We start from the raw sequence: 21,069 nt of genomic DNA on the forward strand, positions 1-21,069 counted from the left end.
CAGACGGTCAGACTCATGCAACGAGAGGGTACACCGTGACGGGAAAGCTCGACGGCAGAGTCGCATTCATCACCGGGGCCGCCCGCGGCCAGGGGCGCGCACACGCGGTGCGGATGGCCGAGGAGGGCGCCGACATCATCTGCGTCGACATCGCGGGCCAGCTCCCGCCGTCGGTGACGTACGACAGCGCCACCCCGGACGACCTCGAGGAGACCGTCCGGCTGGTGGAGGCGACGGGTCGACGTGTCCTGGCCACGGTCGTCGACACCCGCGACCACGCCCAGCTGGCGCAGACGGTGGCCGACGGCGTCGCCGAGCTCGGACGGCTCGACGTCATCGTCGCAAACGCCGGCATCGCGGCACCGCAGACGTGGGACGAGATCACTCCCGAATCGTGGCGCGACGTTCTGGACATCAACGTGACCGGCACGTGGAACGCCGTGATGGCCGGCGCCCGGCACATCGTCGACGGCGGCCGCGGCGGCTCGATCATCCTGATCAGCTCCGCAGCGGGGCTCAAGATGCAGCCGTTCATGGTGCACTACACCACCAGCAAGCACGCGGTCACCGGCATGGCACGCGCGTTCGCCGCGGAACTGGGAAAGCACTCGATCCGGGTCAACAGCGTGCATCCCGGCCCCGTCTTCACCGACATGGGCTCGGGCACGATGGCCGCCGACATCGGCCGCACCATCGAGACGTACCCGCAACTGGGCAGCATGCTGCTCGGCTTCCTCCCGATGGGCATCTGCGAGGCCGGCGACATCGCCGACGCGGTGCTGTGGCTGGCCAGCGACGAGTCGAAGTTCGTGACGGCGGCGGCCATTCCGGTCGACGGCGGCACCACCCAGTACTGATGGCCGGAGAACCGTTCGCAGCGAGGGATTAAGGTCAGGCCGGTCGAGGCGGCCGCGCCGTACCGGCCACCACCGCCGGTCTGCTGAAGGCGCGGCGCAGGAACGCCACCTGATCGCCGCTGGCCTTGTCGAACCAGGCGTGGCCGGGCCAGACGTCGAAGTGGTCACACGGGTAGTGGTGCACCTCAGCGCGGCCCGCCTCCGCGGTCTTGGCTACCGAGTGCGCGGGCACGTACCGGTCGAAGTCGGCGATCTGGACCAGCAGGCGCGCCGTCAACCGCTTCGCCGCGGGAATGGTACGAATGGAACCCATTTCCAAGCCGACCGACGTGTCGATCTCGTTGCGCCACGTCGGTCCGGCCAGGGCCGTGTAACTCTCGTAGGCTCCTTCGAGTGCGAGCGCGCCACCCTCACCGGGGCGGGACACCACCGGCATGAACTTCTGCGCCCCTCCCTTGGCCTGGGCGACACGACTGCTCAGGCCCGCCGCCGTCACCGACAGCGCCTTCAGCACGCCGGTCTGCGCCACCGCCGCCCGCCCCGCAGCCAGTCCGCTGGTGAGCGGTGTCATCGCGATGACGGCGGCCACGTCGTCGCGGTCCGCGCCGACGTGGAACACGTGACTGCCCGACATCGACGACCCCCAGATCGCGATCCGACCCTGGTCGACGTCCGGCAGTCGCTTGGCGGCCTCGATCGCGGCCGCGTAGTCCTGCTCCTGCCGCCTGATGGAGATCGTCTGTCGCGGTGCGCCTTCCGATGCTCCGAAGCCGCGGTAGTCGAACGCGAACGCGTCGGCACCGGCGGCGGCGAACCGCTCGGCGAACGGGGCGAGGCCCGAGTCCTTGGTGCCGCCGAACCCGTGCGCCATCACCACCACCGGGCGTCCGGCCGGACCCGTCAACGCATCGGACGCGGCGCGGAAGTGCCATGCGCTGCACTGCACACCGTCGGAGGTGAACTCGACTTCGGTGAACGTCATGACGCCTCCTGCCCGCGGTTGGTGACGTCGGTGATGCCGTACACGGAGCCCAGCCAGACCGCCGTCGCACCGTCCATCAGTTGTTCGGGGGTAAGCGGCCCCCCGAGCGTAAGTCGTTCCAGCAGTTGCCCGTTGAACTCCAGGAGGACGGTGGCCAGCACGTCGGCGTCGACGCCGGGAGGTGCCGAGCCGCCGGCGCGTTCGGATCGGATCATGTCGGCGATCGAGTCGACGAAGGATTCCCGTGCGGTATCCCAGATCTCGCGCACGGAAGGGCTCGAACCGCGCACCTCGAGCATCGCCTTGAACAGGTGCTGATGGCGATCCCACATGGCGAAGAGGCCGGTGAGCATCGTGCGGATCCGCACCCTCGGGTTCTCCGAACCCGTGGTGAAGAGCTCGTTGACCGCGAAGGTCTCGTCGACCATGCGTTCCATCAGCGCGGCCACCGCGGCGCCCTTGTTCTCGAAGTAGAAGTAGAACGCGCTGCGGGTGACACCAGCCTGCTTGGAGATCTCGGCGATGTTGATCGCCTCCAGGCTGGACTCCTGCAGCCAGCTATCCAACGCTCCGAGGATGGCTTCGCGCCGGTCGTCACTGCGCTGCGGCGGCCTGCGGTCGGTCTGAGATCTCACGCGAACACCGGCGTCCGGGCCGCGGCGCGCTTGGCGCCCGCAGGCAGCTCGCGCGTCCGGATGTCGTGCTCGTAGTGGAAGTAGTCCACCTGCTGGGTGTGCCTGGCGCGGTCGGTGCAGTGCCCGGTGTAGAGCTGCTGATCCTCGTCGATGGTCTGTTCCATCTCGGCGGCCGACGGAAGCGCGTAGCGGCCGACGGCGTACGCGGCGAGCACCCTCGCCTGGCACTCCACGAACGGGAACAGCGTCGGTACGGCCTGCGCGAACCCCATGAACGCTAGATCCTCGATACCGGGCTTGAAGATGCGCTTGTACAACCGGATTCGGTTGTCGGGTGCGCTGATGAAGTCCCGGTCGAAGAACGGGAACGTGATGTTGTACCCGGTCGCGTAGATGATCACGTCGAAGTCGTCGCTGGTGCCGTCGACGAAGTGCACGGTGTCGCCGTCGAGCCGCGAGATGTTCGGCTTGGGTGTCACGTCACCCGACCCGAGTCGCAGGGGCAGCTCGACCGACTGCGTCGGATGCGCTTCGAACAGTTTGTGATTCGGCTCGGGAAGTCCGTACAGCGTGGGGTTGGCACCCATCATCGAGCCGAACACCTGGACCGCCTTGCGCTGCCACGACAGCGGGAGGTACGGCGAGGTCCGCCAGAGCGTGTCACCGGGCCTGCCCGCGATGTACTTCGGCACGATCCAGGCACTCGACCGCGTCGACAGAGTGACCTCGTTGCGCAGGGCCTTCGACGACAACTCCACGGTGATGTCGGCAGCGCTGTTGCCGATGCCGACGACGAGGATCCGCTTTCCCGTCAGCTCCAGTGGATCACCGGGATCGATGTAATGGTGCGAGTGGATGGACTGTCCGGCGAACGTGCCGGGGAAATCCGGCAGCCGCGCGTCCCAGTGGTGTCCGTTGGCGACGACCAGCAGGTCGAACTCCCTGGTCACCCCGGCCTGGTCGACGATCGTCCACCCGCCGGCGGCACCGCGCCGGGCGTGAGCGACGCCGTTGCCGAACTCGATGTGGTCGAGCAGTCCGAACGTCGCCGCGTACTCGTCGAGATAGGCCTTGATCTCGGCGTGATGAGGGAACTCGGGGTAATGCGCTGGCATCGGGAAGTCCTTGAACGACAACGTGTCCCGCGATGTGTCGATGTGCAGCGAGCGATAGGCGCTGCTGTGCCCGTTGGGGTTGCCGAACGCCCAGTTCCCGCCGATTCGGTCCGACGACTCGAAGGTCGTATAGGGGACGCCGTAGTCCTTCAGCATCTTGCCAGCGGTCAATCCGCTCATACCCGCACCGATCACGGCGGTGCGCGGGCGCGCCTGGTTCACGTCAGGACCATAACAAGGCGTTTTGACGTACGTCAATGAATTCTGACAAGTGTCAAACCTGCTACCGCCCGATCACACCGCGTTCCGTGAGGTGTGCGGTGAGCGGTCCCACGCCGACGGTGAAGTGCTCGGCCATGGCGGCGCGTGCGGCTTCGGCGTCGCCGGTGTCCAACGCCGCGATGACGGCGCGGTGATCGGAGATGGACTGCTCGGGCCAACCCGGCAGCGTGGGGAACACCGACTCCGGCGCGTACCTGGTGATGCCCGACATGAACTGCGTCAGCTTCGGCGAGTCGGCGGCGACGTTGATCGTGCGATGGAATTCGTGGTTGAGCCGCACCATCCGGTCGAGATCGGTGTGCTCGTAAGCGCTCTCGAGCTCGTCTTGAATGGACTTCAGCTCGGCGAGCTGAGCGGGGGTCGCGGACTCGGCGGCGCGGGCCGCCAGCTCGCCGCCGATGAACGCCTGCACCCGCGCGACGTCGGCGATGTCGCGCGCCGTCACCTCGAGGACCATGAACCCCCGGCGTGGATGCTGTTCCAGGAGTCCCTCCGCCCGCAGGTTCAGCAGCGCCTCGCGTACCGGGGTGACGCTGATCCCGACGTCGGCCGCCAGCTGATCGAGCCGCAGGTACTCGCCTGCGGGGTAGGTGCCGTTGAAGATCCGTCGACGCACGTAGCGCGCGACGTCGTCGGAGAGTTGTGGCCGAACCACGAAGGGATCAGATGCGGTACTCATTGAGCAAGCTCTTGCTGATGATCGTCTTCTGGATCTCGCTGGTGCCCTCGCCGATGAGCAGGAACGGCGCGTCGCGCATGAGCCGCTCGATCTCGTACTCCTTGGAGTAGCCGTAGCCACCGTGGATGCGAAAGGCCTGTTGCGTTACCTCCGAACAGAACTCGCTGGCGAGGTATTTCGCCATCCCGGCCGCGACGTCGTTGCGCTCACCCGAGTCCTTCAGCCGTGCCGCGTTGACCATCATCAGATGCGCCGCCTCGACCTTGGTCGCCATCTCCGCCAGCTGGAACGCGATCGCCTGGTGATCGGCGATGGGCTTGCCGAACGTACTGCGCTGCTGGGCGTAACGCGCCGCGAGTTCGAAAGCTCTCAGCCCGACCCCACAGGCCCTGGCCGCGACGTTGACTCGTCCGACCTCGACTCCGTCCATCATCTGGAAGAAGCCCTGCCCCGGCGCGTTGCCCAGGACGTCGGCGTCGGCGGCCGCGTATCCGTCGAAGATCAACTCGGTGGTGTCGATGCCCTTGTAACCCAGCTTGTCGAGCTTGCCGGGGATGGTCAGCCCCGGCATCACCTCGCCGAAGCCCTGCGGCTTCTCGATGAGGAACGCCGTGAGGTTGCGGTGCGGCTTGTCCGCGCCTTCGTCCGTCTTCACCAGCGCCGCAACGAGAGTCGAACTACCGCCGTTGGTCAGCCACATCTTCTGTCCGGTGATGAGGTAACCGCCGTCGGGGTCGCGCACGCCCCTGGTGCGGATGGCGGCGACGTCGGAACCGAGTTCGGGCTCCGACATCGAGAACGCCCCGCGCACCTCGCCGGTGGCCATCCGCGGCAGGAACCGCTGCTTCTGCTCATCGGTGCCGTGCTGTCGGAGCATGTACGCGACGATGAAATGGGTGTTGATCACCCCCGACACGCTCATCCAGCCACGGGCCAGTTCCTCCACGCACAACGCGTACGTGAGCAGGGACTCCCCGAGCCCGCCGAACTCCTCAGGGATCATCAGCCCGAACAACCCGAGTTCCTTCATCTGGTCGACGATGTGCTGCGGGTACTCGTCGGCGTGCTCGAGTTCCTGCGCGTTCGGGATGACCTCCTTGTCCACGAATTCGCGGACGCTGGCGAGGATCTCGGTCTGCACGTCGGTCAGCCCGAGCGTCTGTGCAATGCGTGTCATGTCACCCTCTCGAACACCGCAGCGAGGCCCTGGCCGCCGCCGATGCACATCGTCTCCAGCCCGTATCGTGCGTCGCGCCGGTGCATTTCGCGAGCCAGCGTCGCCAGCATGCGACCGCCGGTGGCGCCGACCGGATGTCCGAGCGAGATTCCCGACCCCTGCACGTTGGTGCGCTCGAGATCGGATGGGGTGAACTTCCACTCGCGCATGACGGCCAACGCCTGAGCGGCGAACGCCTCGTTGAGTTCGATGAGGTCGATGTCGGATAGCGCCAGCCCCGCACGCCCGAGTGCCGCTTCCGTGGCGGGCACCGGACCGATGCCCATGACGTTGGGCGGCACTCCCGCGACCCCCCACGACACCAGCGCGACCAGCGGGGTGAGACCCAGCTCGGCGGCCTTCTCCGGGGTGGTGACGATGCACATCGACGCGGCGTCATTCTGCCCACTCGAATTGCCGGGGGTGACGGTGGCCTCCGGATCCTGTTTCAGCAGCATCGGTTTCAGCCGGCTCAGTGACTCGACCGAGGTGTCGGCTCGCGGATGCTCGTCGGTGTCGATCACCTCGTCACCCGCGCGGCTCGTCACCGTGACCGGAATGATCTGATCGGTCAACGCCCCGGCCTGCTGCGCGGCGACGGCCTTCCGGTGCGACGCCACTGCCAACTCGTCCTGCTCTTCACGGGGAATCCCGTACTGCCGCCGAAGATTCTCAGCGGTCTCGATCATGCCGCCCGGCACCGGGTAGTCGCGCCCGCCGGCGGTGGTGCGGCCGCGATTCAACGCGTCGTGCACCGTGATTCCGCCTCTGGCACCGCCCCAGCGCATGTCGGTGGAGTGAAACACGACATTGCTCATCGAGTCGGCACCACCGGCGACGACGAGCTCGTTCTGCCCGGCGCCCACCTGCATGCAGGCCTGAACGACGGATTGCAGTCCCGAGCCGCAGCGGCGGTCCAGCTGCATGCCGGGCACCGTGACCGGAAGGCCCGCGTCCAGCGCGACGACGCGGCCGATCGCCGGTGCCTCCATGCTCGGATAGCAGTGCCCGAGGATCACGTCCTCCACCTGGTCGGGAGCGACTCCGGTGCGCTCGAGCAGACCCTTGAGCGCCGTGACGCCGAGCTCGACCGCCGTGAGCGTCTTGAACATTCCGCCGTACCGGCCGATCGGCGTGCGCACGGGTTCGCAGATGACGGCCTGTCGCATCACATGTACCGCCCGCCGGTCACTTCGAGCACCGTGCCCGTCATGTACGACGACAGGTCGCTCGCGAGGAACACCGCGACCGAGGCGATCTCGCCCGGCTCGCCCGCGCGGCCCATCGGCACCTCGGCGAGCTTGGCATCCCAGATGCGTTGCGGCATCGCCTCGGTCATCGCCGATCGGATCAGACCGGGCTGAATCGCGTTGATGCGCACCCCGAGATGCGCGACCTCCTTGGCCGCGGCCTTCGTCATACCGACGATGCCCGCCTTCGCCGCCGAGTAGTTGGTCTGCCCCATCAGGCCGACCTTGCCCGAGATCGACGAGATGTTGATGATCGCGCCGCCGCCCGCTTCGCGCATGATGCCGGCCGCGAGCCGAGTGCCGTTCCACGTGCCCTTGAGGTGGACGGCGATGACCTGGTCGAACTGATCCTCGGTCATCTTGCGCATCGTCGCGTCGCGGGTGATGCCCGCGTTGTTGATCATCACGTCCAGCGCGCCGAATTCGGTCACGGCGGCGTTCACCAGCGCCTCGACATCAGCAGCGGACGTCACATCGCAGGTGACCGCCCGCGCGACGTCGGCACCGCCGAGCTTCTGCACCGCCGCCTCGGTCGCCTCCGGGTCGAGGTCGCCGAGGACCACCCGTGCACCTTCCGCGATGAAGCGCTCGGCGATCGCGAAGCCGATCCCCTGCGCCCCGCCTGTGACCACCGCGGTTTTTCCCTCAAGCAATGCCATGGGTGCTGCCGTCCTTCCCGAACGTCGATCGATCTGCAACATAAAATATGATATTTCTCAGCTCGATCAAACTTCGACCCGACCCCGCCCCAGGAGTGCCCACGCATGGCCGATCAGACCGACGCGGAAGTCGGCGAACAGGACTTCCAGGACATCCTCGACGCGACTCGTGACTTCGTCCGAACGGTCGTCATGCCGCGCGAGCTGGAGATCGCCAACGACAACCGCGTCCCGGACGACATCCGCGACGAGACGAAGAAGATGGGCCTGTTCGGCTACGCCATCCCGCAGGAGTGGGGTGGTCTCGGCCTGACCTTGGTGCAGGACGTCGAACTCGCGATGGAACTCGGGTACACCACGCTGGCGCTGCGCTCGATGTTCGGCACCAACAACGGGATCGCCGGACAGGTGCTGGTCGGCTTCGGCACCGACGAACAGAAGGCGCGGTGGCTCGAGGGCATCGCCTCAGGCGACGTCGTCGCGTCCTTCGCGTTGACCGAGCCGGGTGCCGGATCGAACCCGGCGGGCTTGCGCACCAAGGCCGTTCGCGACGGCGACGACTGGGTCATAACCGGGCGCAAGCAGTACATCACCAACGCGCCGACGGCCAACCTCTTCATCACGTTCGCGCGAACCCGGCCCGCGGACACCGACGGCCCCGGCATCGCCGTGTTCCTGGTCCCGGCCGACGCCGACGGTGTCGAGATCGGCGCCAAGGACGCCAAGATGGGCCAGGAGGGCGCGTGGACCTCCGACGTGAACTTCGACGGCGTCCGTGTCGGCCACGACACCCTGATCGGCGGCGCGGAAGACATCGGGTACCGGGCCGCGATGACATCGCTGGCGCGGGGTCGCATCCACATCGCCGCGCTGTCGGTCGGCACCGCGCAGCGGGCCCTCGACGAGGCCGTCGCGTATGCGGCGACCGCGACGCAGGGCGGTACGCCGATCGGCAGCTTCCAACTGGTGCAGGCGATGATCGCCGACATGCAGACCGGGGTGATGGCGGGCCGGGCGCTCGTCCGCGACGCCGCCCGGATGTGGGTGTCCGGTGAGGACCGCCGCATCGCGCCGTCGACCGCCAAGCTGTTCTGCACCGAGATGGTCGGCAAGGTCGCCGATCTGGCCGTTCAGGTGCACGGGGGTGCCGGATACATGCGCGACGTGCCGGTCGAGCGCATCTACCGCGACGTGCGACTGCTGCGCCTGTACGAGGGCACCAGCGAGATCCAGCGCCTCATCATCGGCGGCGGGCTGGTGAAAGCCGCGCAGCGCGCCAGGTGACCGGGGTTTACGCGATGTAGCGGATGATCTGCTCGACCACCGCGGCCGGCTTGTCGACTCCCTCGATCTCGACCGTCACCGTCATGGTCGCCTGAGCGGCACCCTCGAGCTGCTTGACCGACGAGAGCACGGCGCGTGCGCGGATCCTCGCCCCGACCTTGACCGGGGTGATGAAGCGCACCTTGTCGTAGCCGTAGTTCACCGCCAGCGAGATGCCCTTCACCGAGTACAGCTGGTGCGAGAAGTGCGGCACCAGGGCCAGTGTCAGCAATCCGTGGGCGATGGTCCCGCCGAACGGACCGTCGGCCGCCTTCGCGGCATCGACGTGAATCCACTGATGATCGTCGGTGGCGTCGGCGAAGACGTTCACCCGTTCCTGGGTGATCTCCATCCACTCGGTCGGCCCCAGCTCACTGCCCTGCGCCGAGACGAGTTCGTCCAGATCGCCGAAAACCTTCACCGCTTCTCCTTTTCACCGTTGACGTGGCGAATCTACGCCATCGCTCTGAGCCGATCGGAGCTGCGGCGGCTGCGTACCGATGCCCGCTCCGCCAGCGCCAACCGGAGTATCAGGACCAGCTCGTCGCGATCACCGATGTCCAGCAGGTCCGAGAACTCCGACCGGAGCCGAGCCAGTTCGCCGCTGAACGGGCTCGACAACTCGGCGAAGTCGGCGGGCGTGCGCGCGTACAGGAAGGCGGGCGAGATCGGCTGCACGGCCACCCCGTTGCGCTCGGCGCAGATCCACGCCGCCTCGGCCGCTGCTCCCCCGCGCGCGAAGTCGGTCAGCGACGATCCGTCGACGCGGACGACCGCGAGCCCGCACGACGACCGCACCCGGTCACCCGTCAGGTCGCCGAGCGCCTCGCCCGCATTCCACTCGGACAGCGCGGCCATCACCTCGCCACGGCGCAGGATGCTCAGAACCGCGTACTCGTCGGGTGCCAACTCGAGACAGTGCACGTCGATACCGGCATCGGGATCGGGATCGCCGGGCCAGCGCAACTCGGAGATCATGTCGGCGTGCAGCCGCGGCGTGAGATATCGCACACGATCGGCGGCCGCGAGAATCGCTGCGGCCGAGTCGATCTGGTGCGGGTCGGTGAGGACCGAGAGGGTGGCGCCCTCGCGCTCGGCGGCGGCCTTCAGCTCGTCGATCGTGGCCGCTGCGAGGGTGCCCGGCCGCCCGAGCCGCCGGTTGGTCTCGCGCGCCAGCATCGCCGGGTACTGCGATGCCAACACGGCGTCAGCGCCGTCCCCCAGTGCGACGGTGACGGACAGCGGACACCCGTCGCCGTCGACCGTGAACTGAACCGGACCCAGCCGATCGTGTGCGGCCGCGGCCACCTTCGCGTTGAACACCGCCGCACCCAGTGCCACCGCGCTGCCGCGCAGTGCGACGTCCATCGTCGACGTGTGCTCACGTGCCAGCGTGAGCCGGACCTCGTCGCGGCCACCTTCGACCGCCCAGGGTTGCACGTTGCCGCCCGACGGGGCGCGCATGGCGGCATCGACGACCAACCGAGCGACGTCAGTCGAGTCCACACTCTCAGCGGCTCGCACCGCGGACTCCGGAAGCGTCTGTGCGGCCTCGGATATCGGATCGATCAGGGAGTCCAGCGCTGCTCCGATGTCGACGCGGACCCGGCCCGAATGCAACGGCTCGCCCAGCCCGATGCGGCGTACCGCCTCCGCGATCGCGGCAGCACCCAGCGTCACCTCGCCAGCCAGTTGCGGCCATGTGGAGATCGACCGGTCGACCTCGACGAGTGACGCGGCCATCCGCGCGGACAGTCGCCTCCCGTCGAGATAGGTCAACACGTGGGGCACCTTGTCCCGACTGGACATTCCAGCGAGCGACGCCGCATCGGCGTCGCCAAGCAGACCGTGCATCACCGCCCTGCGCGGCTCCTCGTCGAAACGTTCGACGTCCACCAGTCCGCGGTCCGACGTGGACATCAGCACCGGCAGCCGGCGCGACCGGGCCGCTTCGCGCAGCGCCACCTTCACGTCCAGCGAGTCGCATTCCTCGACGACGATGTCCAGGTCGTCGAGGAACTCCTCGATGTTGTCCGGGGTCAACCCGCTGGTCATGACCTCGACCGGCAGGTAGGGGTCGACCTCTGCGATCCGTCGCGCCGCCGCCGTCGCCTTGTTGATACCGAGATCGAAAAGCGTTACGGGAACACGGTTCAGGTTTGAGAGCTCAAGGGTGTCGAAGTCGGCGAGCCGCAGGGCACCGCACAGCCCCTCGGCGGCGAGCGTGTGTGCGATGACGTGCCCGACACTGAGTCCGACGACACCGATGCGCAACGCGTGCAATCGATCCTGCTCGGCGTCCGTGATCAGGTTGCGGTTCCTGTCCAGCCGAAGCCTGCGGTAGCCGACAGGGCCGAGGAGGGAAACCAGAGCGCGGCGCCACGGAAAGTAGGCCCACCGCCCCGATTCCTCGAGGACGGCGGCGTCGACGGCGGGACGCAATCCCCGCAACTGGTCGAGTTGTTCGGCACGCCGATCCTGCACGTCGAGCCGAGGGTCGGTGCGGAGTCCCGCCAGTGCGTCGGCGTCGTCGGGAAGAGAAGGGTTCAGAACGGCCGCCGAACACACGCCGTCGTCGAAAGTGACCATCCGCATCCCGTCTCGCCCCTCTGCCGTCCGGCCGCTCCCCACCACCGTCCGACATTACTTGCGGAAGGATGCGTTTCGCTCCCCCAGTCGGCACACCGCGCTACCGCGTCGTCACGCCGCCGCGGACTCGCGGTAATCGTCGCCGCCCGAAGGACGGGCGTCGTACTGGAAGTCGCCGCGCCGCAGGGCCGCGGTCTCGAACGCGATCTTGACCGCCTGGTCGGGCTCGGCGTGCCGCATCACCGTGGCTCGGTCCCACCAGATCATGCTGGTCTCGTAACGGGCATCGGGATACGGCGCGGGCGCGATGTGCCTGGCGATCACGCCGCCCGATGACCGCCACTGTTCCAGGACGTGGGTGGCGGATGTCGCCATGACGTGCTGAATGTTCAAGAGCGCCATCGTGTAAAGCGGAGAGCGAGCTAGTACGCGGGTCAGAGTCCGACCGTTGGATGAGCCGTCACCCACCCACGCCGACTTCACCTCCGCGACACCGGCGCCGATCCGATCGGCGATCATCGCGCGGACGTCCACCATGGCGGGTTCACCCGCCCACTCGACCACGGCGTGCGATTCGTCCGGCGAACCGTACGGGCCCTTCGCGCGAACCCCGGCGACGACCCTTTCGCGCCGGTCGAGAGCGACGAAGAACAGGGCCGTATCGCGGCCGTCGGCGATCGCGGCGACATCCAATGCGCATTCGACACCGTGCCTGCGATAGCTGCCAAGTGCTCCGTCGAGGAACTCCTCCCAGAGGTCGGGAAGTGCCGCCGGCGTCGCGGCAAGCATCGAGCAGCCGGACGCCTGGTCGCGCCAGCGGTGAACGGGCAACTCGATAGCCGTACGGACGTCCACTTGGGGATTGCCAATGCTCACGAGCATCCGCTCCTGTCCCTATCACGCGGCTGGCAATTAATTGCGAAGCCAGCCAGGCATTTCGCTTCCCCTCCCATTCGAAAGCCTATCCGACTAGCGCTTGCCATGATCGCTTTAGTAAACAGAATCACCGTATCCGTCGATTTCCACGGCCGCCGTTTTCACGAATCCCGACAGCGCACTCACCACGATGAGAAGCTGACGATATCCGCCCTCTCAATCCGCGCCAGGCACTGGCAACAGGGCTCCCTGCCTGGTAGTTCCTTCGATCTGCGGCTGCCGGACGCCGCGGCTCGGACAGCCGCCATGCGATACCGACAAAGTGATGGACGGTAGCCAGATCCGAAACGCCGTGCGCCGTGTCGAGGAGCAACCTCTCGATCGGCCGCCATTGGCAAATGGCAGTCAATTTGCCTCCACCGCGAAATTTCGACGCCGACACGCGTCAAACTCGCTAGTAGTAATGCGAAAGTGTGCAATTTCAGCTAATTGGCAATAGCTGCGGGCCGGTACCGGGCGGCGACGACCGGGCAAACGCGCCCCCGACAATGGTCCACCCAGGCTTTGCGACCGTTCGCGTGGCCGTCGAAAGTTGCTGGAATTCCCAACCTGTGCGCGATTCGCCAGGGATCCCTCAGATAACCCCACCGGGCCCGCACCCGTGAAACCGACGCGACGGCTAAAATCCGTGAATGTTCGCGGATAGTGCGCCGTTCAGCCTGGAGCGATTGGTCGTCACCGTCGCTGCCCGGTTGATGGCGGCCAACGCCGCGACCGCCGCCCAGGTGAGCCAGGACATGCTCGAGCTGCTGGTGGACTACTTCGCCGTCGACGTCAGCTTCCTCCGGCACAACGACCACAGCATTCACGCGTCGATCCTCATCGCCGAATGGCCCGTCCGCACCGATGTTCCCGACCCCGACCCCATCGGCGTCGTCTACTTCGAGAACGCCGATCCGGTGTTCAAGTACGCGGAGCACTTCAAGAAGCCCGCGGTGTTCCGGCCCGACGACGCGGACTACCAGAAGCGCATCGAACAGGGCCGCAACATCCCTCAAACCTCGCTTGCGGCGGCACCCCTGGTGTCCGGGGATGTCACGACCGGCGTGCTCGGCTTCGTCAAGATCGGCGACAGGGAGTGGCGCGAGGACGAGCTCAACGCGCTGGAGGCCATCGGCTCGCTCTTCGCCCAGGTTCAAGCCAGGGTGAAGGCCGAGGAGCAGTTGCGCTATCTCGCCGATCGTGACGACCTCACCGGGGTCTACAACCGGCGCGCGCTGCTCGCACATCTCGAGAAGCGGCTCGCCGCAGGCCGTTCGGGCCCGGTGACCGCGCTGTTCTTCGACCTCGACCGGCTCAAGACGATCAACGACTATCTCGGACACACCGCCGGTGACCGGTTCCTGAAGGTCCTCGCCGAACGATTGCAGGAGCGCACCAAGCCGAAGACGGTCATCGCCCGACTCGGCGGCGACGAGTTCGTCGTCGTGCCCGCGAGCAGGCTCACCGCGGTGGCCGCGGAGAAGATGGGCGGCGAACTCCTGGATGCGATCAGCGAGCGGGTGTCGCTTGACGGCGAGGTGCTCGCGCGCACCGTCAGCGTCGGAGTCGCTCAGGGCGTTCCCGGCCGCGACACCACGTCGGACCTGCTACGCCGCGCCGACCTCGCGCTGCTCAACGCCAAGGCCGCAGGCGGTAATCAAGTCGCCATGTTCACCGACGAGATGTCGCAGGAAGCCGAGTACCGCACCGACATCGAATTGCACCTCGGCAGCGTGATCGAGGACGGCGCGCTGTACCTGCGGTACCTGCCGGAAGTGGACATGCGCACCGGTGAGGTGCTGGCTGCCGAAGCCCTGGTGCGGTGGGACCACCCGACGCGTGGGGCCATCTCACCGGCGGACTTCATCCCGGTGGCCGAATCCATCAATCTGGCAGGCGAATTGGGCCGATGGGTGATCAGAACCGCCTGTTCCGAGTTCGCGAGCTTCCGGGCCGCGGGCATCGGGATCGGCACGGTGTTGCGGATCAACGTGTCTCCGGTGCAGCTCGTCAGCGCCGGTTTCGCCGAATCCGTCGCCGCCACCATGCGCGAGTTCGGCCTGGAACCGGGGTCGATCTGCTTGGAGATCACCGAGAGCGTCGTCGTACAGGACATCGAAACCACCAGCATCACGCTCAACGGACTCAAGGCCGCCGGCGTGCAGATCGCCATCGACGACTTCGGAACCGGCTACAGCGTGCTGTCCCACCTGAAGGCGCTACCGGTGGACGTCCTCAAGATCGACCGCAGCTTCGTGACGGACCTCGGGTCCAATCCCGACGACCTGGCCATCGTGCGGGCGACCATCGCCCTGGCCGAGGCGTTCGGTCTGCAACTCGTCGCAGAGGGTGTGGAGACCGAAGCCGCAGCCATCACGCTGCTCCGCCACGGCTGCCACCGCGCACAGGGATTCCTGCTGTCGCCGCCTATCAGCGCCACCGACCTCGCCGCCCTCCTTACGAAGGGCCATGTGTCAGCGCGGTTTTCCGCACCGGCCGGCGAGTGACGGCAGCGACCTCGTATCACGTAGGGCGTCCCGCAGCCGCTTGCCGGAGGCCGTGCAGAGGGGCCGTTCCGGCACCACGGTGCCGAGCAATTCGACGCGAAGGAAACGGCTTGCAGGCTGTCCGACGATGCACAGTTGCAGGTCCTCGCCCCCTGCCGAGTGCACCGTCCGGGGAAGTTGCCCCGCCGGTGCACTACCCGACGACAGCGCCAGCCCGCGCCGGATGCCGACCGCCAACACGCCGTCGGCGGTGTCGAGTTCGATGCCCACGATGCGTCCGTCGTCGAACACGATGCGCCTCAGTTCGGTGAAGCGATGCTCCTCGACCCCGCGGGCGCGCGCCTCGGACCGCAGCCACCACGTGGCATCGAATCCGGCGGCGAGGTCGCCCGAGCTGACGGTCCCGAGGGCTTGCACCTCGATCGACTGCCCGTCCTCGGTCCGCATCTTCGACGTGCGCCAGCCGGACACACTCGAGAAGAGCAGTCCGTAGGGAGACGCGAGACACGTCGCGTTCCACTTGCCCAGCCGCGAACCGATGAACGCGGCGGCGGAGCCACCGCTGGGCATCGCACTGACGGCGCGCACCGTCATCCGCGAATCACCCGAGAAATCTCCGGGCGCACAGTAGTCCTCGACGAGCGCGGTCAGATAGTGGTCGGTCTCCTCGTCCATGTCGAGGCGCGCCCAGCTACCGAGAAATCCCCCGACTCGCTGTTGCAGGGCGACGTTCGAGCGGGCTGGTCCGCGGTCGGCCAACGGGGTGGCGAGTAACACCGTCGCCCCCATATCGGCGGTGGCCACAGCGCCTGCCAACGCGCTCGGTCCAGCTCCCACACATGCCACGTCAACTTCGATATCCCACATCGACGTTATTTACCTTTACGTTGCCTTTTCGATACTGCGGTCAATTTCCACCGACCGGCTGGGACGCTCGACGTAAACGTCGGGACCCGTCCGCGATGGGGCATCGGCTGCACTTCAAAGGCATCGACACGGCACGCCGAAACCATCTTTGAGTTTGGCCACTGACCGCGGAAACGACGTTGCCACGGTCCGCGCGGGGATTCGAAGGAGTTTGCCTGTGCGGACTGTGGCAACGCGCTGAACCCACCAGCGCGGGAGGGCAGACGAAAGCGCGATACCGCCTCCGACGTGCAGATCTCCGACGGTTCGGGCCCCCGCAGACCCATCCCCGGCTTCAGACCACCAGTCTTCACCCCTCCTACTTTACATACCAATGGAATGTTCTGCACCACTGGAGATGACCGCGAGTCTGTAGCAAAATCGGGTACGTCGACAACCAGAATGTGGTCACGCTGAGAACCACCGCGGTCGCGCGAGACCGGGCCGACGCAGACGGCGACGGGGGTGCGATCTGGTGACCGAAGCCGCCGACTCCGGACCCGCCGCGACCCGCCTGCACATCATCCACGCCGCCGCGCACGAGTTCGCACTCAAGCCGTACACCCGGGTCAACCTCGACGACGTCCTCCTGGGAGCAGACGTCACCAAGGGCGCGCTTTACACGCATTTCAGGTCGAAGCACGAGCTGGCGATGGCGGTCATCGAGGAGCGCACCAAGCTCACGCGGCAGCAGGTGGCCGACCTCACCACGCCATCGTCCTCGGCGCTCGAAACGCTCGTCGACGTGACGTACCTCATCGCGGTCTCCGATTGCGGTGAGGAGATGGCCAGGGCCGGACTGAATCTGCTCGAGTCGGTCGGCCGCTTCGACGGACTGCAGGCGAAGGTCGTGGACGTCTGGGTCGGCGGCTTCGCTGAGTTGGTGCGACAGGCGCAAGAGCAAGAGGATGTGCTGCCCGCGGTCGACCCCGAGGCGGTTGCTCGCACGATCGTGTCGATGTACCTGGGCCTGCGCCAGACCAGCGATCTGGACGAGCCGAAGACCTTGATCGGCGACCTCGAAGCGACCTTGCTCCTGATCCTTCCCGGGTTCGCCGAACCGGGACGGCTCGACTATCTACACGGCTTCATCCAACGCCGATCCGCACTCGCCATCAGGAATACAGCGCCATTGGTCCATGGCAATCTATGATTCCCCGGAACGTACGTCGCATCGGATGAATTGACTGAGGTAATCGCAGAGTGGTCCGTCAAGCCCGTTCGGAAGCCACGCGGCAGAAGATCATCGACTCGGCCGTCGACCTGATCAACGAGATCGGTTACCCGGCAGCCGGGCTCGCCGACATCATCGACCGCGCCGAAATGACCAAGGGCGCCTTGTACTACCACTTCGACTCGAAGGAAGTGCTCGCCACCGCCATCATCGACGACGGCGGCAATCGGGTGATCGGTGCGTTCCGAGCCGCAGGGAGAACGGGCTCGCCGGCCCTGGAGAACGTCATCCACGGCGTCTTCATGGTCGCCGACACCATCCGCAACGACAAGCTCGCACAGGCCGCCTCCCGCCTGCTGCGCACATTCGGCGGGTTCAACCCCGCGGCCAAACGCACCTACGGGGAGTTCCTCGCCGAGATGACCGGTCGCGTCAAGGCCGCCATCGCCGAGGGAGACGTGCGCGCAGACCTCGACGCCGAGGCCGTCGGCCGAACGATCTTCGGCAGCATGCTCGGCTCGGAACTGCTGTCCGCATCCCTAGACGACGGTAAGGAGCTGGGCAAGCACTTCGTCACCACCTGGGAGGTGCTGCTGCCCGCCATCGTGGCACCGGACTCCGTGGGGTATTACCGGGAGTTCCTGGCCCGCCAGTCCACTCGCTCACGGGACAAGGACAGGCCCTAGGGCGTTCCGGGGCAGCACATCTGTTGCTAGGTTACACAAGTGGATGTGACGTGGTCGGAGAAGGACATCGCGTTCCGTGATGAGGTGCGGGCGTTCATCCGGGACCGGTTGACTCCGGAACTTCAGCAGGCGGGACGGCTGCAGACCAGCGTCTACAGCGATCACGAAGCGAGCATGGCGTGGCAGGCGATCCTGCACGAGCGCGGCTGGGCGGCTCCCGCGTGGCCAGTCGAGCACGGTGGGTGCGACTGGAGCCTGACGCAGCACTACATCTTCAGTCGCGAATCGACACTCGCCGGCGCGCCCTCCCTGTCTCCGATGGGTATTCGCATGGTCGCCCACGCGATCGTCGCGTTCGGCACCGACGAGCAGAAGGGCTACTTCCTGCCGCGCATCCTGACCGGCGAGGTGTTCTTCTGCCAGGGGTACTCGGAGCCGGAGGCCGGATCCGACCTGGCCGCGCTCTCGATGGCCGCAGTGGACGACGGCGACGACCTCGTCTGCACGGGCAGCAAGATCTGGACCACGCACGCGCAGGAGGCGAACTGGATGTTCGCCCTCGTCCGAACGTCGCGGACGGGCAAGAAGCAGCAGGGAATCACGTTCGTGCTGATCGACATGACCTCCCCCGGCATTCAGATCCGTCCGCTCGTCATGACCTCCGGCGAGGAGATCCAGAACCAGGTGTTCTTCGACGACGTACGCGTCCCGAAGCGCAACGTCATCGGCAGCGTCGACGACGGGTGGACCGTCGCCAAGTACCTGCTGGAGTTCGAACGCGGCGGCGGTGCGAACGCCCCGGCCCTGCAGGTGCTGGCCGACGAGGTCGCAGCGGCGGCGGCGTCCCAGCCCGGCCCGGACGGCGGCCGGCTGATCGACGATCCCGCATTCAGCAGGCGACTCGCCGAGGCGCGCATCCGCACCGAAGTACTCGAAGTCCTGGAATACCGAGTGCTCGCCGCGCTCGCCGGAGGCGGACACCCCGGTTCCGCATCGTCGATGCTCAAGATCCTGTCGACCGAGCTGAGCCAGACTCTCACCGAACTGTCGATGGAAGCCGCCGGGCCGAGGGGCCGCGCCTATCAACCGCACGCCACCTTCCCCGGCGGTCCCGTCGCCGGATACGAACCGCCCGCCGACGGCTACGTCAGCGGTGAGCCGTGGCAGGCGGTCGCGTCACTGCGCTACTTCAACGACCGCGCCGGCTCGATCTACGCCGGCAGCAACGAGATTCAACGAAACATCCTCGCCAAAGCGGAACTGGGACTGTAGATGGACTTCACCCTCTCGCACGAACAGGAACTGCTGCGCGACGGCCTCAACAAGTTCCTGGCGACGCGCTACGAGCTCGAGAAGAGCCGGACGGCGGTCAAGACGGGCGCCGGCTGGCAACCCGAGATCTGGAGGGCCTTCGCCGACGAGCTGGGGATCCTCGGCGCGGCCCTTCCCGAGGAGGTCGGCGGCATCGGTGGCGGACCCGTCGAGGTGATGGTGATCGCCGAGGCCCTCGGTCACGCGCTCGTCGTCGAACCGTACGTCGACGCCGCGGTGGTCGCGGCCGGGCTGCTGCTCCGCGCGGAGTCCACGGCCGGACGCGAGGTGCTCGAGGGCATCTGCGAGGGAACCGCGATCGTGGCGTTGGCCGCCGCGGAGGCGGAATGCGGTGACAACTGGCGCGATATCGGCACGACCGCGACGCGGGACGGATCCGACTGGGTGCTCACGGGCGCCAAGACGATGGCCGTCGCAGCCCCACTGGCGACCCACCTGATCGTCACGGCCAAGACCCCCGGCGGTCAGTCGCTGTTCCTCGTCGACCTCGGTGAGGAGCCATCGGGGCTGACCCTGCACGCCTACCGAACCGTGGACGACCGGCGAGCCGCCGACGTCGTCCTCGACGGCGTGCGACTGAACGCGGACGCGCTGCTCGGTGACGAGGGTCGGGCGTGGCCGTCGATCGAGACGGCGCGCGACGAGGGTGCCGCGGCGGTGTGCGCCGAGGCCGTGGGGTGCATGCGCAAGGTGCTCGCCGACACCGTCGAGTACGCCAAGCAACGCCGGCAGTTCGGCCAGCCCATCGGCGGGTTCCAGGCACTCCAGCACCGCATGGTCGACATGCACATGGAACTCGAACAGTCGATTGCCGCAGTGTATCTCGCGATCCTGAACCTGGAGGCCGAGCCCGCCGTGCGCGCGAAGGCGGTGTCGGCGGCCAAGGCGACGATCGGGCGCGCGGCGCGATTCATCGGACAGAACGCGGTGCAGTTACACGGCGGCATGGGCATGACCGAGGAACTCGCGATCGGTCACTACTTCAAACGGCTGACCGCCGTCCAGTACGAGTTCGGAACCACCGACCACCACGTCGCACGGTATGCGAGGTTGACCACGACGTGAGCCTGCGCGGGTGGACGCTGTTCGCCGCGATGAGCGTCATCTGGGGTGTGCCCTACCTGATGATCAAGGTGGCGGTCGAGGGCGTATCGGTGCCCGTGCTGGTTCTGGCCCGCACCGCGATCGGTGCCGCAGTCCTGTTGCCGCTCAGCCTCTCCCGACCGGCGTGGGCGCTGGTACTCCGGCACTGGAAGCCCGCGCTGGCGTTCGCGTTCTTCGAGGTGATCGCGGCCTGGCTGTTGCTGTCGGATGCCGAACGCCACTTGACCAGCTCGCTGACCGGACTCCTGATCGCGGCGTCGCCGATCATCGCCGCCGCGCTCGACCGCGTCACCGGTGGTGAACGACGCCTGGGCGCGAAGCGAATCGCCGGACTGGCCATCGGTTTCGGGGGCGTGGCCGCGCTTGCGGGCCCGGAGCTGGGTGGCGGCTCCACCTGGCCGGTGCTCGAGGTGCTGCTGGTGGCCACCTGCTACGCCATCGCCCCGCTCATCGCCGCGCGGTATCTCGGTGACGTCCCGGCGATGCAGTTGACCACGGCGTGCCTCGCGGTGGCGGCGCTGATCTACGCGGTCCCCGCCGCGGCGACCTGGCCATCCGAAATTCCCTCTGCACAAGTGCTTTTCGCGATCGGTGGTCTCGCCGTCCTGTGCACCGCCCTGGCGTTCATCGTGTTCTTCGCGTTGATCCGGGAGGTCGGCGCCACGCGAGCGCTGGTCTTCACCTACGTCAACCCCGCCGTCGCGCTGGCCGCCGGGGTGCTGATCCTCGACGAGCACGTGACGGCCGCCCACCTCGCCGGACTCGGCTTGATCCTCGCCGGATCGGTGCTCGCGACACGGCGGTCCGGAGAGCGCAGTGGACAGGTGTCCGACTAGGCGACCTCCGACATCCCGT

19 protein-coding genes are annotated in these 21,069 nt (G+C 67.2%); 8 read left to right on the forward strand and 11 right to left on the reverse strand.

Going from position 1 to position 21,069, the window contains the following annotated elements; genetic code table 11:
• Positions 1 to 35: 35 nt before the first annotated feature.
• Positions 36 to 857 (forward strand): mycofactocin-coupled SDR family oxidoreductase, encoded by an 822-nt coding sequence (locus NM203_RS19970; RefSeq protein WP_255062020.1) that lies wholly within the window; start codon positions 36 to 38, stop codon positions 855 to 857.
• A gap of 34 nt (positions 858 to 891) precedes the next feature.
• On the opposite strand, the gene NM203_RS19975 is transcribed toward NM203_RS19970, so the two are convergent.
• The 7 genes from NM203_RS19975 to fabG form a co-directional block, all read right to left on the reverse strand.
• Entirely contained in the window at positions 892 to 1,839 is a 948-nt protein-coding gene (locus tag NM203_RS19975) for an alpha/beta hydrolase (protein WP_255062021.1), read from the reverse strand.
• A complete protein-coding gene (locus tag NM203_RS19980; protein ID WP_255062022.1) occupies positions 1,836 to 2,474 on the reverse strand; it encodes a TetR/AcrR family transcriptional regulator in 639 nt (212 codons plus the stop codon). Before NM203_RS19980 ends, NM203_RS19975 begins: the two co-directional genes overlap by 4 nt.
• Positions 2,471 to 3,811 carry a flavin-containing monooxygenase gene (locus NM203_RS19985; protein ID WP_255062024.1) on the reverse strand — a complete coding sequence of 447 codons (1,341 nt, stop codon included), beginning with the start codon at positions 3,809 to 3,811 and terminating at the stop codon, positions 2,471 to 2,473. The genes NM203_RS19980 and NM203_RS19985 overlap by 4 nt, the downstream gene beginning before the upstream one ends.
• Positions 3,812 to 3,872: 61 nt before the next feature.
• The gene (locus NM203_RS19990; RefSeq protein ID WP_255062025.1) at positions 3,873 to 4,550 is read right to left on the reverse strand and encodes a GntR family transcriptional regulator; all 678 of its coding nucleotides are present in this window, start codon (positions 4,548 to 4,550) and stop codon (positions 3,873 to 3,875) included.
• Entirely contained in the window at positions 4,534 to 5,727 is a 1,194-nt protein-coding gene (locus NM203_RS19995) for an acyl-CoA dehydrogenase family protein (protein WP_255062026.1), read from the reverse strand. Before NM203_RS19995 ends, NM203_RS19990 begins: the two co-directional genes overlap by 17 nt.
• Positions 5,724 to 6,935, reverse strand: a complete 1,212-nt coding sequence (locus NM203_RS20000; RefSeq protein ID WP_255062027.1) for an acetyl-CoA C-acetyltransferase — start codon at positions 6,933 to 6,935, stop codon at positions 5,724 to 5,726. The genes NM203_RS19995 and NM203_RS20000 overlap by 4 nt, the downstream gene beginning before the upstream one ends.
• On the reverse strand, positions 6,935 to 7,675 hold the full coding sequence (gene fabG / locus NM203_RS20005) for a 3-oxoacyl-ACP reductase FabG (protein WP_255062028.1): 741 nt from the start codon (positions 7,673 to 7,675) through the stop codon (positions 6,935 to 6,937). Before fabG ends, NM203_RS20000 begins: the two co-directional genes overlap by 1 nt.
• Positions 7,676 to 7,780: 105 nt before the next feature.
• On the opposite strand from fabG, the gene NM203_RS20010 reads away from it, so the two are divergent.
• The gene (locus tag NM203_RS20010; RefSeq protein WP_255062029.1) at positions 7,781 to 8,959 is read left to right on the forward strand and encodes an acyl-CoA dehydrogenase family protein; all 1,179 of its coding nucleotides are present in this window, start codon (positions 7,781 to 7,783) and stop codon (positions 8,957 to 8,959) included.
• Positions 8,960 to 8,966: 7 nt separating this feature from the next.
• Here the strand turns inward: NM203_RS20010 and NM203_RS20015 are convergent, their stop codons facing one another.
• The 3 genes from NM203_RS20015 to NM203_RS20025 all read right to left on the reverse strand — a co-directional run bounded on the left by NM203_RS20015 (position 8,967) and on the right by NM203_RS20025 (position 12,463).
• The gene (locus NM203_RS20015; protein ID WP_255062030.1) at positions 8,967 to 9,419 is read right to left on the reverse strand and encodes a MaoC family dehydratase; all 453 of its coding nucleotides are present in this window, start codon (positions 9,417 to 9,419) and stop codon (positions 8,967 to 8,969) included.
• A gap of 32 nt (positions 9,420 to 9,451) precedes the next feature.
• Positions 9,452 to 11,587 (reverse strand): Rv1355c family protein, encoded by a 2,136-nt coding sequence (locus tag NM203_RS20020; RefSeq protein ID WP_255062288.1) that lies wholly within the window; start codon positions 11,585 to 11,587, stop codon positions 9,452 to 9,454.
• A 111-nt stretch (positions 11,588 to 11,698) separates the two neighbouring features.
• Positions 11,699 to 12,463, reverse strand: a complete 765-nt coding sequence (locus NM203_RS20025) for a hypothetical protein (RefSeq protein ID WP_255062031.1) — start codon at positions 12,461 to 12,463, stop codon at positions 11,699 to 11,701.
• A gap of 692 nt (positions 12,464 to 13,155) precedes the next feature.
• Between NM203_RS20025 and NM203_RS20030 the strand changes: the two genes are divergently transcribed.
• Positions 13,156 to 15,012, forward strand: a complete 1,857-nt coding sequence (locus NM203_RS20030) for a putative bifunctional diguanylate cyclase/phosphodiesterase (protein WP_255062032.1) — start codon at positions 13,156 to 13,158, stop codon at positions 15,010 to 15,012.
• Here the strand turns inward: NM203_RS20030 and NM203_RS20035 are convergent.
• Positions 14,980 to 15,849, reverse strand: a complete 870-nt coding sequence (locus tag NM203_RS20035; protein ID WP_255062033.1) for an FAD-dependent oxidoreductase — start codon at positions 15,847 to 15,849, stop codon at positions 14,980 to 14,982. The genes NM203_RS20030 and NM203_RS20035 overlap by 33 nt on opposite strands.
• A gap of 544 nt (positions 15,850 to 16,393) precedes the next feature.
• Between NM203_RS20035 and NM203_RS20040 the strand changes: the two genes are divergently transcribed.
• From NM203_RS20040 to NM203_RS20060, 5 genes are read left to right on the forward strand one after another with little or no spacing between them, the layout of a single operon-like run.
• The gene (locus tag NM203_RS20040) at positions 16,394 to 17,071 is read left to right on the forward strand and encodes a TetR family transcriptional regulator (protein WP_255062034.1); all 678 of its coding nucleotides are present in this window, start codon (positions 16,394 to 16,396) and stop codon (positions 17,069 to 17,071) included.
• Positions 17,072 to 17,121: 50 nt separating this feature from the next.
• A complete protein-coding gene (locus NM203_RS20045) occupies positions 17,122 to 17,778 on the forward strand; it encodes a TetR family transcriptional regulator (RefSeq protein ID WP_255062035.1) in 657 nt (218 codons plus the stop codon).
• A 39-nt stretch (positions 17,779 to 17,817) separates the two neighbouring features.
• A complete protein-coding gene (locus tag NM203_RS20050; protein WP_255062036.1) occupies positions 17,818 to 19,050 on the forward strand; it encodes an acyl-CoA dehydrogenase family protein in 1,233 nt (410 codons plus the stop codon).
• Positions 19,051 to 20,175 carry an acyl-CoA dehydrogenase family protein gene (locus tag NM203_RS20055; RefSeq protein ID WP_255062043.1) on the forward strand — a complete coding sequence of 375 codons (1,125 nt, stop codon included), beginning with the start codon at positions 19,051 to 19,053 and terminating at the stop codon, positions 20,173 to 20,175. It begins immediately after the preceding gene.
• Positions 20,172 to 21,050 (forward strand): DMT family transporter, encoded by an 879-nt coding sequence (locus NM203_RS20060; protein ID WP_255062044.1) that lies wholly within the window; start codon positions 20,172 to 20,174, stop codon positions 21,048 to 21,050. The genes NM203_RS20055 and NM203_RS20060 overlap by 4 nt, the downstream gene beginning before the upstream one ends.
• Positions 21,051 to 21,069: the final 19 nt, after the last annotated feature.

The organism is Mycolicibacterium arenosum (assembly GCF_024320865.1).
Taxonomy (GTDB): domain Bacteria; phylum Actinomycetota; class Actinomycetes; order Mycobacteriales; family Mycobacteriaceae; genus Mycobacterium; species Mycobacterium arenosum.